We start from the raw sequence: 14489 nt of genomic DNA, 5'->3' as shown, positions 1-14489 counted from the left end.
CCTGCTACGTCGATCCGAGGCTGAACAATGCCGCCAAATACCCCGCCCGCCCCCGCTGATGCCGCCTCGCGCCGCGCTGCCAAGCCGGCCATCGTCTATCCGGCCGGGACGATGCCCGGGCCGGATATGGCCACTCTCGAAGCAGCCCGCCGTGCGGCGGTCAAGACGCACGAGCTTATCGTGCCGCCACGCGATGCCCGTGCCTTTCGCGTGGCGCGCGGCCAGTTCTTCCGCATCGTTAGCATCGAAGGCCCTCAGGTCGGCGACCTCAATCTCTGGAATGCAGACGATCTCTCCGAGCGCTTCTTCAGCGGCAAGACGCGGGCGCTCCATGGCACGCATGTCGGCATCGGTGACCGGCTCTGGAGCAATATGCCCTATCTTCGGCCGATGGCGACCATCAGCAACGATACGCTTGGCTGGTACGGCTTCGACGCCGACGGCGCCGGCATTCACGACGTGATCGGCACGCGCTGCGATCCCTATACAAATCTCCTGCTGAACGGCACGGCTTACGATTTTTGCTGCCACTCCAACCTGTCCCGCGCCCTCGCCACCGAATTGAAGGCGGATCCGGCCGAAGTGGAGCATCATGTCCACGACGTGCTCAACGTCTTCATGTGCACCGGCTTCACCAGGGACACGCACCAGTATTTCATGAAGGCAAGTCCGGTCCGCCCCGGCGACTTCATCGAGCTCTTCGCCGAGATCGACCTGCTCGGCGCGTTGTCGGCCTGTCCGGGTGGAGACTGCAGCGCAACCCATTCCAGCGATGCCGCGGCATGCCATCCGCTCAAGATCGAAATCTTCGAGCCGGATCGAACGGCCCTGAAGGGCTGGACCTGGCCCACGCCGAGCGCTTATCACCGTCGCCACGGTGCGCATGCGGGAAGCTGAATATCAGTCGTCGACCGCCAATCCGTCGCCGTGCACATACCAGTCCGCACGTGATGCCCACTCCACGTGCCGATCGGGTCCCGGCAATTCTCAAGAGGGCGCGGCCGATTCCGAGCCCGACCGCCTCACGCGAACTGTGCGATGCCGTGACCGACGGACCAGTTCTCCTTGGGGGCGTCGAGCACGTTCACGAACACGTCCTCGGGGCGGATGCCGGGGCTTTCGCCGAGCAGGTCCGCGACCCGGCGATACAGCGCTTTCTTCTGCTCGGCCGTGCGCGAGGCGAACACGGTGATCTGGATCAGCACGGCGTCTTCGCTGCGCGCGACGCCGTAGGCATTGCCGCAGCGGAAGTTGGCCGGTTCATGCTCGGTGATGGCCATGAACGCGTCGCCTTCGGGCACATTCAGGGCCTCGCGCATGGCGCGGTAAAGTCCGTCGAGAATCGCCTGCCGGTAGCCTTGCGGCTTGCCGGCGCGCATCGAGATGTGGAGGAGAGGCATCGCGCGGCCCTTTGCATGTGGCCCGACCGGCACGGTGATTTGAACGCCGCCGGACCGGCCAATTGAGGAAAACGGGCTATCAATCTCAGTCGATTTTTGACACGATGTCCAGAAAGCACGTTCTTGACGGCGTGTCAAATATTTTACGGAGCCAAGGGTGAGACCGCGCGAGTTCGATCACGACGAGGTCCTGCGCATCGCGTTCGAGCAGTTCTGGCGCAAGGGCGTGCGCGGTACCTCGCTGTCCGACATCGCGCGCGATGCGGCGGTCCAGCGCGGGAGTCTCTACAACGCCTTCGGCAGCAAGGAGGCGCTGTTCCTGCAGGCCTATGAACGCTACGCGGGGGATTATCTCGCAGCGCTGCAAAAGGCGCTCGGGTCGGGTTCCTTGCGCAAGCGCCTCACCGCGTTCTTCGATCTGACCATCGCCAATTTCCGCTCGGGCACGCCGCCGCGCGGCTGCCCGACCACCCGCGGACTGATGGAGCTCGGCGCCGCCGAAGGCGAGGGGCTCGACGACAACGCGCGCCAGGCTTTTGCGCGCCTGATCTCACGCATCACCGCACTGCTTCAGGACACGTTGGCGGCCGCCGCGGCGCGGGGCGAGTTCGACGGCAATCCTGCGGCTGCGGCACTGCACATCGTCACCGTGACGCGCGGCCTCGCCGTGCTCGAGCGTGCCTTTGGCGACGAGCCCCAATTGCGCAAGATCGCCGCGCACACGATCGACCTCGTACTCGGCAGGAAGGGCGGCTAGGTATCAGCACAGCGCGAGCGCGTTGACCGCGCGCGTCGCCGCATCCTCCTTGCCGGAGCCAACGACCTGGCCGACGAGGGACTCGAGCTCGCCCGGCTGCTTGGGGCGCGCGACGGCCAGCAGCCGCATCAATTCCGCTTCGTCCTTGGACAAGCGCCTGCAGGATGGCGGCATGAAGCACAGCTCGCAGGGCCGCTCCTTCCGCAGGATCCTGACGAGCGCAGCCGCGCGCGCGACCAGCAGCGGGCTGTCGGCAATGCCGGGGGCTTCTTCGGCAAAGCGATAGGCCGCTTCCCAGCAATCCGATGCGCCGGTCGCATAGGCCGCTCCGATGAAGCGGAGCAGCGCCAGCGCGAGGCGGGAAAAATCATCGTAGCTGTCGATGTCCGGCCGGGTCGCAAGCGCGGCTTGGAGTGGACAGAGCAGCGGCTCGCCCGCGTCCGATGCCGGCGCAGAATCGCAAATGGCCCGCTTCGTGAACGATCTCGTCAATGCAACGTCGCGCTGCCGACGAACCAGCTCTTCATCGCCAGCATCCCGTCATGCTCGACAGACTGCACGTGCCGGTCGGGCAGGACGAGGCCGGCCATGCGAAAGATCGTCGCAAGCCCCTGGACCGGCGCGAGCGCCCAATCGGCGCCGACCGGCGGCAGCCAACGCTCGAACTGCTCGCGCGCGACATCGACGCGGTCCTGCTGGGCCGCGGCAATCGCGCGCAAGATTCCGCGCTCGCTGTCGGACATGCGCGGACACGTGGGGCAGTGCACTTCAATCGCGGTATGCGCGGTGCAGGCAAAGATCTCGATGATGGATTCCAGCGACAGCACGGCATCGCCGACGCGAAAATGGTCGTACACCTGCTGGATATCGGCCGCGGTCGGGACGGCGCTTCCGCTGCGGGCCTTCGCCCGAAAACCCCAGATGAAGAGACGCTCCGCTGCGCTCAGCGCAGGAAGGTCGACGGGCCTGGTGTATGTCGATCGATGCATTGTGCCTCTGGGGCCTGTGGTCGCGCTCACGCCAGCACTGGCGCGGATGATCTGCGCCGATCGTTCTGCCAGAGAGCTCTCCAAGTCAACGCGCGGAGAGGCGATGTCGAGGTGTTCTAGATTGGAAGAATTCGTATCTCAGATGATCGGTCTCGCTTGTCTCGTGGCCATACGAGCGTGCCGGCATCGCTCCCCGCAAAATTCCGGAGTTTCGGGAACCCGAATGTTTAAAGCTTTGCTAAGAGACACGGGATAATCTGGCATATCCGCCCTTCCAATTCCTGTGAGCACCGATGATTTTCTCCCGCATCAGTTTCAAGCTGGTCCTGATTGTCGGCATCAGCCTCCTCGGTATGATTGCGCTGGCGCCGGTCGCGCTCTCGACCCTGCGCGCGCAGATGGTCGCCGACCGTCAGGCCAAGACGCAGCAGATGGTCGATGTCGGCTACGGCATCCTGGCGCATTACCAAAAGCTCGAGAGCGAAGGAAAGCTCTCGCGCGAACAGGCGCAGGCCGGCGCGATGGCCGAGATCAAGAGCCTGCGCTACGACAAGGTCGAGTATTTCTGGATCAACGACATGACCCCCAAGATGGTCATGCATCCGATCAAGCCCGAGCTTGACGGCAAGGATCTCTCCGGGATGAAGGATCCCGCCGGCAATGCGCTGTTCATGGGCTTCGTCGACGTCGTCAACAAGCAGGGTGCGGGCTTTTACGGCTACCTCTGGCCGAAGCCCGGCTTCGACCAGCCGGTCGGGAAAATCTCCTATGTGAAGGGCTTTGCGCCCTGGGGCTGGATCATCGGCACCGGCATCTATCTCGACGACGTCGACGCCGCCTTCCGCCAGAACGCGATGACTTTCGCCTATATTTGTCTCGCTGTGCTGGTCGTAGTGCTCGGCGCCTCCTTCCTGATCGGCCGCAGCGTCACCCGGCCGCTGGCCCGGATCACCGCGCTGACCGAGCGCCTTGCTGCCGGCGACAGCGCCTTCGACGTGCCCTACACCGACCGCCGCGACGAGGTCGGCGGTCTCGCCAAGGCGCTCGCCGTGTTCAAGGACAATGCATCGGCGGTGAGCCGGATGCATGCCGAGCAGCAGGAGCTGAAGCAGAAAGCCGACGACGAGAAGCGCAAGACGATGGCCGATCTCGCCGGCAAGTTCGAGGCGAGCGTCCAGGCCGTCGTTCGCGACGTCTTCGACGAGGCTCGCGCGATGCAGCAGGCCGCGCAGGGCATGTCGGAAACTGCGAACAAGGCGAGCGACCGTGCGAGCTTCGTCGCCACGGCCTGCCAGCAGGCCTCGAGCAACGTGCAGACGGTGGCCTCCGCCGCCGGCCAGTTGTCCGCCTCGATCGCCGAGATCAGCCAGCGCGTGGCGCAGGCCGCGACAGTGGCCGACAAGGCCGCCGCCGACGGCCAGCGCACCAACGACACCGTACAGGGCCTTGCCGCCGCCGCGCACAAGATCGGCGAGGTCATCGACCTCATCAACCAGATCGCCTCGCAGACCAATCTGCTCGCGCTCAACGCCACCATCGAGGCGGCGCGCGCGGGCGAAGCGGGCAAGGGCTTTGCAGTGGTCGCGAGCGAAGTGAAGTCGCTGGCGAGCCAGACCGCGAAGGCGACCGACGAGATCGGCGCGCAGATCACCGCGATCCAGGCCGAGACCAATCAGGTTGTCGGCAACATCGAGAGCATCCGCGCCACCATCATGGAGGTCAACGAGATCTCCTCGTCGATCGCGGCCGCGGTCGAGGAGCAGGGCGCCGCGACGAAGGCGATCGCGCACAGCGTGCAGGAGGCGGCTTCCGGCACCGACCAGGTCTCGCACAACATCTCCGGCGTCACCGATGCGACCGCCGAGACCGGACAGGCCGCCGGCCGCGTGCTGCAATCGAGCGGCCGGCTGACCCAGAAGCTGCAATCGCTGCAGGACGAGGTCAGCGCCTTCGTTGCGGGCGTGCGGGCGGCGTAGCGGCGCCGATGCGGTCTGCCGCGGCGCGGACAATTCGCCGCGTCACCGCGCGTGCGGCCCGCTCGAAATTCCGGCTTGCGGGAGCGCTCTTCGCGAGCGGTGTTCTCGCTCTTGACGATCGCGGTTAAAGTGCCGAAGCAGGTTCATCGAACCTGCCGATCCGCGCCTCGCTGCGTGGGCATGGAGACTGCCGCATGTCGTTCAAGAAGCTCCTGATCGCCAATCGCGGCGAGATCGCCATCCGCATCGCACGCGCGGCGGCCGATGCCGGCATTGCGACGGTCGCGATCCATCCTGCGGACGATGCGCTGTCGCTGCACGTGCGCGTTGCGGACGAGGCGATCGAGATCCCCGGCCGCGGCGCGCGGGCCTATCTCGACATCGAGGCCGTGGTGAAGGCGGCCAAGAGCGCAGCGTGCGATGCCGTGCATCCCGGCTATGGCTTTCTCAGCGAGAACGCGGCCTTCGCGCAGGCCTGCGCCGCCGCTGGAATGACCTTCGTCGGGCCGAAACCGGCCGCGCTCGAACTGTTCGGCGACAAGGTCGCGGCCCGGCAACTGGCGAAGCGCTGCGGCGTGCCGATCATTGCCGGCACCAGCGGGCCGTCCTCGCTGGAGGAGATCACCGCGTTCTTTGCTTCGCTCGGTACCAATGCGGCGATCGTGATCAAGGCGATGGCGGGCGGTGGCGGCCGCGGCATGCGCGTGGTGGAGAACGCGTCCGATCTTTCGGAAGCCTATGCGCGCTGCCAGTCCGAGGCCAAGGCGGCGTTCGGCTTCGACGGGGTCTATGCCGAGCGGCTGATTCGGCAGGCGCGCCACATCGAGGTCCAGATCATCGGCGACCGCCATGGTGCGATCTCGCATCTCTGGGAACGCGAATGCACCATCCAGCGCCGCCACCAGAAGCTGATCGAAGTGGCGCCGAGCCCGTCCTTGAGCGACGCCTTGCGCGGCCGCATCATCGAAGCGGCAAAGCAGCTGGCGGCCGCGGCGTCTTACGACAATCTCGGCACGTTCGAGTTTCTGGTCGACGGAACCGCCGAGGACAGCCACGCCTTCATCGAGGCCAACCCGCGGCTTCAGGTCGAGCACACCGTGACCGAAGAGGTGCTCGGCGTCGACCTCGTCCGCGCCCAGCTCGCTGTCGCTGCAGGCAGCACGCTGGCCTCGCTTGGTCTTGCGCAGGGATCGATTCAAAAGCCGCGCGGCTATGCCATGCAGCTTCGCGTTAACATGGAAACGCTGGACGAGACCGGCGCCACGCATCCGACCGGCGGCGTGCTCGCCGTGTTCGAGCCGCCGTCGGGGCCGGGCGTCCGTGTCGACAGCTTCGGCTATGCCGGCTACAAGACCAGCGCCGCTTTCGACTCGCTGCTGGCCAAGGTGATCGTGCACACGCCGAGCGAGGCCTGGCACGACGTTGTCGCGAAAGCCTCGCGTGCGCTACGCGAGTTCCGGATTGACGGCGTCGTCACCAACATTGCCTTCCTCCAGTCGGTGCTCGCGCATCCCGATTTCAGGACCAACCGCATCGCGACTGATTTCATCGATCGCAACATTGCCAAGCTCGTGGAAGCATCGGACGGCGCCGCCAAGCCGCTTTATTTCGCGGCAGCCGATCGCAGTGGTGGCCACAGCGCGGAGGTGCATGTCGCGCAAGCCGTGCCCGAAGGCACGGTGATGGTCGCAGCGCCCCTGCAAGGAACCATCGTCACCATCCAGGTGAAGGAAGGCGAGATCGTGCGCCCCGGCCAGCAACTCGCCGTGATCGAGTCCATGAAGATGGAGCACCTCGTCATGGCCGAGCAGGGAGGCCGGGTGATGAAGCTCGTCGCCGGTGACGGCGTCACGCTGATGCATGGCGAACCGATCCTGTATCTCGAGCCGCTCGACGTCGCGGCCGACAGCACGACGGCGGAAGCCGATGTCGATCTCGACCATATCCGCCCCGACCTAGCCGAGCTGATTGCCCGTCAGGCCAACACGCTCGACGAGAACCGCCCCGCTGCGGTCGAGCGCCGCCGCAACACCAACCAGCGCACCGCGCGCGAGAACGTCGCCCAGCTGGTCGATCACGGCTCGTTCATGGAGTACGGCAGTCTCGCGATCGCCGCGCAGCGCCGCCGGCGCAAGCTCGACGATCTCATCAAGAACACGCCGGCCGACGGCCTCGTCATGGGCGTCGCTACGGTGAACGCCGAGAAGTTCGGGCCAGAAGGCGCGCGATGCATCGTCGTCGCCTATGACTACACCGTGCTCGCGGGCACGCAGGGCCACATGAACCACAAGAAGATCGACCGTATGCTGACGCTGGCGGAAGACTGGCGCGTGCCACTGGTGTTCTATGCCGAAGGCGGTGGCGGCCGGCCCGGCGACACCGACCGGCTCGGCATGACCGGCCTCGACGGCCCGTCCTTCGTGCAATTCGCGCGGCTCTCGGGCCTCGTGCCTGTCGTCGGTGTCGTTTCCGGCTATTGCTTCGCCGGCAATGCTGCGATGCTCGGTTGCTGCGACGTCATCATCGCGACCAAGAACGCTTCGATCGGCATGGGCGGTCCTGCCATGATCGAGGGCGGCGGCCTCGGTGTCTATCATCCGGCCGAGGTCGGTCCAGTTTCATTCCAGTCGCCGAACGGCGTGATCGATATTCTGGTCGAGGACGAAGAAGAGGCGACATCTGTCGCGCAAAAATACCTGTCTTATTTCCAGGGCGCGGTGACGGAGTGGGAGGCCGCCGACCAGCGCCTGCTCCGCCGCGCCATCCCCGAGAACCGCCTGCGCGTCTATGACATCCGCAGCGTGATCGACCTGGTCGCCGACAAGGATTCCGTGCTGGAGCTGCGCCGCGACTACGGCGTCGGCATGATCACCGCGCTGATCCGTATCGAAGGCAAGCCGTTTGGCCTGATCGCCAACAATCCGCGCCATCTCGGCGGCGCCATCGATGCCGATGCCGGCGACAAGGCTGCCCGTTTCCTCCAGCTCTGCGACGCCTTCGATCTGCCGGTCGTCTCGCTGTGCGACACGCCCGGCTTCATGGTCGGCCCGGAGGCGGAGAAGACCGCGATCGTGCGCCACGTCTCGCGCATGTTCGTGACCGGCGCCAGCCTCACCGTGCCGCTGTTCGGCATCGTGCTGCGCAAGGGCTACGGTCTCGGCGCGCAATCGATGATCGGCGGCGGCTTCCACGCCTCCTTCTTCACCGCGGCCTGGCCGACCGGCGAGTTCGGCGGCATGGGCCTGGAGGGCTACGTCCGCCTCGGCTTCCGCAAGGAGATGGAGGCGATCGCCGACCCCGAGGAGCGCGAGACCTATTACCGCAACAAGGTCGCCGAGCTCTATGCCAACGGCAAAGCGGTCTCGATCGCCTCGGTGTTCGAGATCGACAACGTCATCGATCCCGCCGAAACGCGGCGCTGGATCATGGCGGGTCTGCGCACGGTGCCGAAGCCCGAGCCGAGGACGGCGAAGAAGCGGCCGTGCATCGACACGTGGTGAGGGCGGTGCAGCAAATCTAACTCCTTCCGGGCGATGCGAAGCATCGAACTATGGTGCGCTCTTGCGCACCTGAGAATCTCGAGATTCCGCGTTCGGCTCTTCGAGCCGCCCCGGAATGACAACGGGGAGAGGTGCGTCACTCGGCTTTCCCGGTTCCCGATTGACATCCCCGCCTGTGGTGCCAGACTTTGCACAATAATACAGGGTGGAGACGTCCGCGATGGCCAGCCTTTCGGCCTCGAACCATGTCGCCCGTGTCTTGTCCGTCGCCAATCAGCTTACCGACCGCTTGGCCGACGTCGATGCCTCCTCGCGGATTGCCAATTCCTGGCGGCGCTGCCTCGTCAATCACAAGCTCGATCCCGCGCGCCAGGGCCCGCCGCAGACACTCACCGAAGCCGAGATCCGTCATGTCGCCGAGCCGATGGAGGAGACGATCCGGCTCGTCACGCCCGAGCTCGACGATCTCGCCCGTGTGCTGCGCGAGGCCGGCTACTGCGTCAATCTCGCCGATGCCAACGCCACCATGCTGGTCAGCCGTCTGCCGGGTGAGGCCGACGCCAGGATGTTTCTGGACTGGAAGATCTACACCGGCTCGAACTTCGCCGAAGCTTGCGAGGGCACCAATGGGCTCGGCACCGCGCTGGCCGAGCAGAAGCCCATCCTGGTGCATCGCGACGAGCATTTTCGCGCGCAATGGCACATGTTCTCCTGCGCCGTGGCGCCGCTGTTCGACCAGGCCGGGCGGCTCGCCGGTGCCGTCAACATCACCTCCTGCCGCGAGGACCTGGAGCGCGCCGCGCATCAGCTTGCGCTCGCGGTGACCATGGAGGCGACGCGGCGGATGGAGGGTGCGATCTTCCGCGGGCATTTCCGCAACGCCTGGGTCGCGACCGTGCCCGGTGACGGCGGCCGCGGTCTCGTCGCCTATGACGAAGACCGCCGCATCGTCGGCGCCTGCCGCTCGGCGCGTGCGCTGCTCGGCCTCACCGACGACATGATCGCCTCCGGCATTGACCTGTCGCGCTATATCGAGTTCGATCATCACGCTGCGCGTGGCACCGGCGAGGTTGTCGCGCTGCGCCATGGCGATGGCCGTCCGTTGGGGCAGGGGCATGTTGCTCCGCCCCTGCGTGCGAGATCGCATGCGCCGCGCCGCGATGTGCAGGTCGATCGCTTCGAGGCCTTGCATCGGCTCGCCGGCCGCGACCCCGGCCTGATCCGAAGCGTCAAGCGGCTGCGAAGCATTGGCGACCACAATCTGCCGGTGCTCTTGCATGGCGAGACCGGCGTCGGCAAGGACGTGTTCGCGCGGGCTATTCACGGTGCGAGCAACCGCGCGCGCAACAATTATGTCGCGCTCAATTGCGCGGCGATGCCCGAGAGCCTGATCGATGCCGAGCTGTTCGGCTACGAGACCGGCGCCTTCACCGGCGCGCGGCGCGAGGGCTCGAAAGGCCTCATCGTGCAGGCCGATGGCGGCACGCTGTTCCTCGACGAGATCGGCGACATGCCGATCGGCTTGCAGACGCGCCTGTTGCGCGTTCTGGAAAATCGCGAGGTCTGGCCGCTCGGTGCGCTCAAGCCTGTCGCCGTGGACATCCGCCTGATCAGCGCCACGCATCGCGATCTCGGCCGCATGGCGGAAGCGGGGGCTTTCCGCGCCGACCTCTATTTTCGCCTGCGCGGCATCGAGGTGCGCCTGCCCGCCTTGCGCGAGCGTGCCGACCGCGGCGACATCATCCGCCAGATTGCGCGCGAGGAGGCGCCGAACTGCCGGCTCTCGGAGGAGGCATGGTCGCAGCTCGCGGCCTATTCGTTCCCCGGCAACATGCGCCAGCTCCGCCACGTGTTGCGGCTTGCCGGCTGCACGGCGGAAGACGGCACCATCACCGATGCCGATCTCGACCTGCCGCCGTTTGGTGGACGGGCGGAGCCTGATCTCGAAGCAGCCGAGCGTGCGACCATTGTCGAGGCCCTGCACAAGCACGGTGGCCGCGTGACGGAAGCCGCACGCGCACTGAAGCTCAGCCGCGCGACGCTCTATCGGAAGATCAAGCAATTGAAGATCGAGTCGACGCAGTAGGCGGGTATCAGTTCGCCAAGCGGCGCTCTTTCTTCCCCTCTCCCCTTGTGGGAGAGGGTGGCTCGCCGCGATAGCGGCGAGACGGGTGAGGGGTCTCTTTCCGCGAACACATCGCTCATAGGAGTTTGCGGAGAGATACCCCTCATCCGGCGCCATAGCCGAAGCTTTGCTTCGGCGTTTTTAAGAACGGCGGCCAAGGGCCGCCTACGCCACTTTCTCCCACAAGGGGAGAAGGTGCAGCGAGCTCGTGGCGACTCTTTAGGAAAAATCCGTCCAGCTCAGATGCCGTGCGTCGAGATCACCGATCGCGACCGTCTCGCGGAGTTCTCGCGGCGTGTGGAAATTGCTGCGCAAGTAAACCAGTGGCGTGGCCGCAGCGGAATGCGACGCGCCGCGGACCTCGCCGACGAAGATCGAATGCGTTGTCGTTTCGAACTCCTGCGCCAGCACGCAGTCGAACGCGGCCACCGCATCCGCCAGCACCGGTGCGCCGGTCACGCCACGCGTCCATTGCCCGAAGGCGAAGCGGTCGTCGCCGTTGACGCCCTTCTGGCCGCTGAAGGTGAGGGCGAGCAGCGCGTGATCCTCGTGCAGAAAGTTGATCGCGAATGCGCCTTCCTCGCGGATGCGCGCGTGGGCGCTGGCATTGCGGTTGACGCAGACGATCAGCGAGGGCGGGCTGTCTGAGAGCGAGCAGGCCGACGTCACCGTCAATCCCGTGCGCTTGCCATGCTCGGCGCCCACCGTCACCAACGCGACCGCGCCAGCGCATTGACGCATCGCCTGCTTGAAATCCTTGGCGTCGAAAGAACTGGCATCCACCGTCACGCGGAATTCTCCGAAATGAGTGCGGGTGCGGCACGATCGCTCCGCACCCGCTGGCGGGTCAAGCCGCCTTCTTCGCGGAGCCGAGATGCGCAAGGCGCGGCATCACCTCGTTCTTGAGCAGCGAGAGTGAGTGGTGCCAGGCCTCGGCCTTGTGCTTGTAGTCGAAGCCGAACACGAGCAGCACGCCGAAGCCGCCGACCTCGTCGTAGATCTTCTCGATCTTCTCGGCGACCGTTGCGGGCGAACCGACGATCCAGTTCCGCTTGGCGCAATATTCGACCGTGACGTCGCTGTCGGGCACGTCAGGGGCGTGCTTCAGATAATCCTTGAAGCCGAAATGGCCGAGCAGCGGCAGGAAGTACTCGCTCATCATCCGGCCCATCATGTCGCCGGTCGAGAGCTTCCAGGCTTCTTCGTCGGTGTCGGCGACGAACACCTCGCGCACGAGACGCCAGTCCTGCCGGTTCGGCTTGCGGCCGGTCTTGGCCGCCCCGATCTCGACGGAGTCCCAATGGCTCGAGACATAGGCCGGGTTGAGGTTGAGGCTCATCGGGATGAAGCCGCGCTCGCCGGCAAGCTTGAGCGTGTCCGAGTTCTTGGACAAGCCGGCAACGCCGATCGGCGGATGCGGGGTCTGCAGCGGCTTGATATGAGGCTTGAGGAAGTCGAACATCGTGTCCGGCTTGGTCACCGTCCAAAACTTGCCCTTGTGGGTGAAGGGCGCCGGCTCGGTCCACAGCTTGAGGATGATCTCCAGCGCCTCGCGCGTCATGTCGCGGTTCTGTCCGCTCATGCCGTCGACGTTGAACATCGCCCAGTCGCTCGGCAGCCCGCTCGCCGCCACGCCGAAATTGAGCCGGCCCTCGGAGAGATGATCGAGCATGGCGACGCGGTTGGCGAGCTCGGCCGGGTGATGATAGGGCAGCAGGAAGCCGCCCGGCCCGATGCGCAAGCGCTTGGTCTGCATCAAGGCCTGCGCGATCAGCAGGTCCGGCGTGGGATTGGGTTCCCAGGGCGCCGTGTGGTGCTCGCCGACCCAGGCCTCCTGGTAGCCGAGCTCGTCGAGCCAGCGCATGACCTGCAGGTCCCAGTCGTTCCCTTCCTTCAGGCCGCACTCCGGCGGATGCGAGGGCATCGTGAAATAGCCGATCTCCATGGGTTTCCTCATCTGATGTTGACGCGTCTTGTCGCGCGTTGACGGAGTTGAGTGATGAAGCGTCAGCAAGCGGTGTGCCAGCGCGGCGGAGCATCAAAATGAAGAGAAAGGACTGGTTTGCCCGCGCAATAGCCGGTATTTCGACGGAAGGTTGCTGGACATCGTCTCATGTGTCGCGAGACGGCGTCTTGGCCATGAGACGAGGACGAGACCTGACATGACCGAACCCGCTTATGTCGCGGTGGACTGGGGCACCAGCAGCTTTCGGCTCTGGCTGATCGATCGCGCCGGCCAGGTGCTGGCCGAGCGCCGCAGCGGCGAGGGCATGCTGGCGGCGGCTAGGAGCGGCTTTCCCGCCGTGCTGCAAGCGCATCTGGCCGCGGTGGAAGCGCCGGATCATTTGCCGGTTCTGGTCTGCGGCATGGCCGGCGCCAAGACAGGCTGGGTCGAAGCCGGCTATGTCGACACGCCGGCACGGCTCTCCGCCGTCCTGAAACAGGCCGTCCGCGTGCCGGGTGAGGCGCGCGACATCCGCATCCTGCCGGGCATCGCCCAGCGCGATGCCAAGGCGCCGGATGTCATGCGCGGCGAGGAGACGCAATTGCTCGGCGCGCTCGGCCTCGATGCCGCCGGCGAGGCGCTGGTTTGCATGCCCGGCACCCATTCGAAATGGGTTCGCGTGAAGGACGGCACGGTCGAACGATTTTCCACCTTCATGACCGGCGAGCTGTTCAGCGCAGTCTCGCGCGAGACGATCCTGTCGCTCGCAGTCGCCGGCGCTGATGACGCCGAGGATATTGCGAGCTTCAAGGCGGCCGTAAAGGCGGCATTCGACGCCCCGGCCTCCGCCGCCAACCTGCTGTTCACCGCGCGGTCGCGCCAGCTTTTGTTCGGCGGCACGCCGGCAGCGGCGCGCGAGACCCTGTCGGGCACGTTGATCGGCGTCGAGTTGGCGGCGGGTCTCTCCGGCACCGTGCCGCAAGCGGGCGTCCAGCTGATTGCCTCGGGGCAGCTTGCGGTGCGGTATCGGCTGGCTTTCGAGGCGTTGTCGGTGACCGCAAAGCCGGTCGATGCGGATGAAGCCGTCCGCCGCGGCCTGTCGATGGCGGCTGCCGCGATCTGGACGAAGTAGAAGGACTGCGAGAGATGAGCGTTCCCTTTCCGCCGATGCAGCGGCCGCTGGTCGCGATCCTGCGCGGCATCAAGCCCGAGGAGACCGAAGCCATTGTTGGCGTGTTGATCCAGGCCGGCATGACCGCGATCGAGATACCCTTGAACTCCCCTGATCCATTCCGCTCCATCGCGATCGCGGTGAAGCAGGCGCCATCAGGCGTGTTGATCGGCGCCGGCACGGTGTTGACAACGGCAGATGTCGATCGTCTCAACGACGTCGGCGGCAGGCTGATGGTCTCGCCGAACGTCGACACCGAGGTACTGGCGCGCGCGCATCAGCATCGCATGGTGACCATGCCCGGCGTGTTCTCGCCAACCGAGGCGCTGCTGGCGGCGCGCTCGGGCGCGTCGAGCTTGAAATTCTTTCCGGCGAGCGTGCTCGGCGCTGCCGGCATCGCCGCGATCCGCGCCGTGTTGCCGGCAGGCGTGATGATCGCCGCCGTCGGCGGCGTCTCCGACCACAATTTTGCCGAGTACATCAAGGGCGGGGTGACCGCATTCGGGCTCGGCTCCAGCCTCTACAAGCCGGGCATGACGGCAGCGGATGTCGCAGTTCGCGCAGAGGTGACAATTGCCGCTTATGATCGGGCTATTCAGAAAGATTGAACCGACAAATGAACTAGC

The 14489-nt window shown here is 65.8% G+C and carries 12 protein-coding genes; 7 read left to right on the top strand and 5 right to left on the bottom strand.

Annotated features, from left to right (window positions below; genetic code table 11):
• Positions 1 to 27: 27 nt before the first annotated feature.
• On the top strand, positions 28 to 897 hold the full coding sequence (locus tag HZZ16_RS29270) for an urea carboxylase-associated family protein (protein ID WP_197953339.1): 870 nt from the start codon (positions 28 to 30) through the stop codon (positions 895 to 897).
• Positions 898 to 1022: 125 nt separating this feature from the next.
• Here the strand turns inward: HZZ16_RS29270 and HZZ16_RS29265 are convergent, their stop codons facing one another.
• A complete protein-coding gene (locus tag HZZ16_RS29265; RefSeq protein WP_197953338.1) occupies positions 1023 to 1400 on the bottom strand; it encodes a tautomerase family protein in 378 nt (125 codons plus the stop codon).
• Positions 1401 to 1557: 157 nt separating this feature from the next.
• Between HZZ16_RS29265 and HZZ16_RS29260 the strand changes: the two genes are divergently transcribed.
• On the top strand, positions 1558 to 2157 hold the full coding sequence (locus tag HZZ16_RS29260) for a TetR/AcrR family transcriptional regulator (protein ID WP_197953337.1): 600 nt from the start codon (positions 1558 to 1560) through the stop codon (positions 2155 to 2157).
• 3 nt (positions 2158 to 2160) lie between these two features.
• Here the strand turns inward: HZZ16_RS29260 and HZZ16_RS29255 are convergent, their stop codons facing one another.
• Together HZZ16_RS29255 and HZZ16_RS29250 are read right to left on the bottom strand one after the other, a co-directional pair.
• On the bottom strand, positions 2161 to 2649 hold the full coding sequence (locus tag HZZ16_RS29255) for a hypothetical protein (RefSeq protein ID WP_210342660.1): 489 nt from the start codon (positions 2647 to 2649) through the stop codon (positions 2161 to 2163).
• On the bottom strand, positions 2646 to 3146 hold the full coding sequence (locus tag HZZ16_RS29250; protein WP_197953335.1) for a hypothetical protein: 501 nt from the start codon (positions 3144 to 3146) through the stop codon (positions 2646 to 2648). The genes HZZ16_RS29255 and HZZ16_RS29250 overlap by 4 nt, the downstream gene beginning before the upstream one ends.
• A gap of 293 nt (positions 3147 to 3439) precedes the next feature.
• On the opposite strand from HZZ16_RS29250, the gene HZZ16_RS29245 reads away from it, so the two are divergent.
• From HZZ16_RS29245 to HZZ16_RS29235, 3 genes are all read left to right on the top strand, one after another.
• Positions 3440 to 5122 carry a methyl-accepting chemotaxis protein gene (locus HZZ16_RS29245; RefSeq protein ID WP_197953333.1) on the top strand — a complete coding sequence of 561 codons (1683 nt, stop codon included), beginning with the start codon at positions 3440 to 3442 and terminating at the stop codon, positions 5120 to 5122.
• Positions 5123 to 5316: 194 nt separating this feature from the next.
• The gene (locus tag HZZ16_RS29240; protein ID WP_197953332.1) at positions 5317 to 8622 is read left to right on the top strand and encodes an acetyl-CoA carboxylase family protein; all 3306 of its coding nucleotides are present in this window, start codon (positions 5317 to 5319) and stop codon (positions 8620 to 8622) included.
• Between the two features lie 220 nt (positions 8623 to 8842).
• Entirely contained in the window at positions 8843 to 10708 is a 1866-nt protein-coding gene (locus HZZ16_RS29235; protein WP_197953331.1) for a sigma-54-dependent Fis family transcriptional regulator, read from the top strand.
• A gap of 258 nt (positions 10709 to 10966) precedes the next feature.
• Here the strand turns inward: HZZ16_RS29235 and HZZ16_RS29230 are convergent, their stop codons facing one another.
• Positions 10967 to 11536, bottom strand: a complete 570-nt coding sequence (locus tag HZZ16_RS29230) for a flavin reductase family protein (RefSeq protein WP_197953330.1) — start codon at positions 11534 to 11536, stop codon at positions 10967 to 10969.
• A gap of 58 nt (positions 11537 to 11594) precedes the next feature.
• Positions 11595 to 12692 (bottom strand): LLM class flavin-dependent oxidoreductase, encoded by a 1098-nt coding sequence (locus HZZ16_RS29225; RefSeq protein WP_197953424.1) that lies wholly within the window; start codon positions 12690 to 12692, stop codon positions 11595 to 11597.
• A gap of 217 nt (positions 12693 to 12909) precedes the next feature.
• Between HZZ16_RS29225 and HZZ16_RS29220 the strand changes: the two genes are divergently transcribed.
• Positions 12910 to 13824, top strand: a complete 915-nt coding sequence (locus HZZ16_RS29220) for a 2-dehydro-3-deoxygalactonokinase (RefSeq protein WP_197953329.1) — start codon at positions 12910 to 12912, stop codon at positions 13822 to 13824.
• A gap of 14 nt (positions 13825 to 13838) precedes the next feature.
• A complete protein-coding gene (locus HZZ16_RS29215; protein ID WP_197953328.1) occupies positions 13839 to 14471 on the top strand; it encodes a 2-dehydro-3-deoxy-6-phosphogalactonate aldolase in 633 nt (210 codons plus the stop codon).
• Positions 14472 to 14489: the final 18 nt, after the last annotated feature.

It is taken from the genome of Bradyrhizobium glycinis (assembly GCF_016031655.1).
Taxonomy (GTDB): Bacteria; Pseudomonadota; Alphaproteobacteria; order Rhizobiales; family Xanthobacteraceae; genus Bradyrhizobium; species Bradyrhizobium glycinis.
The sequence above is the reverse complement of the archived record's forward strand: the minus strand, read 5'-3'. Positions and strand labels throughout refer to the sequence as shown.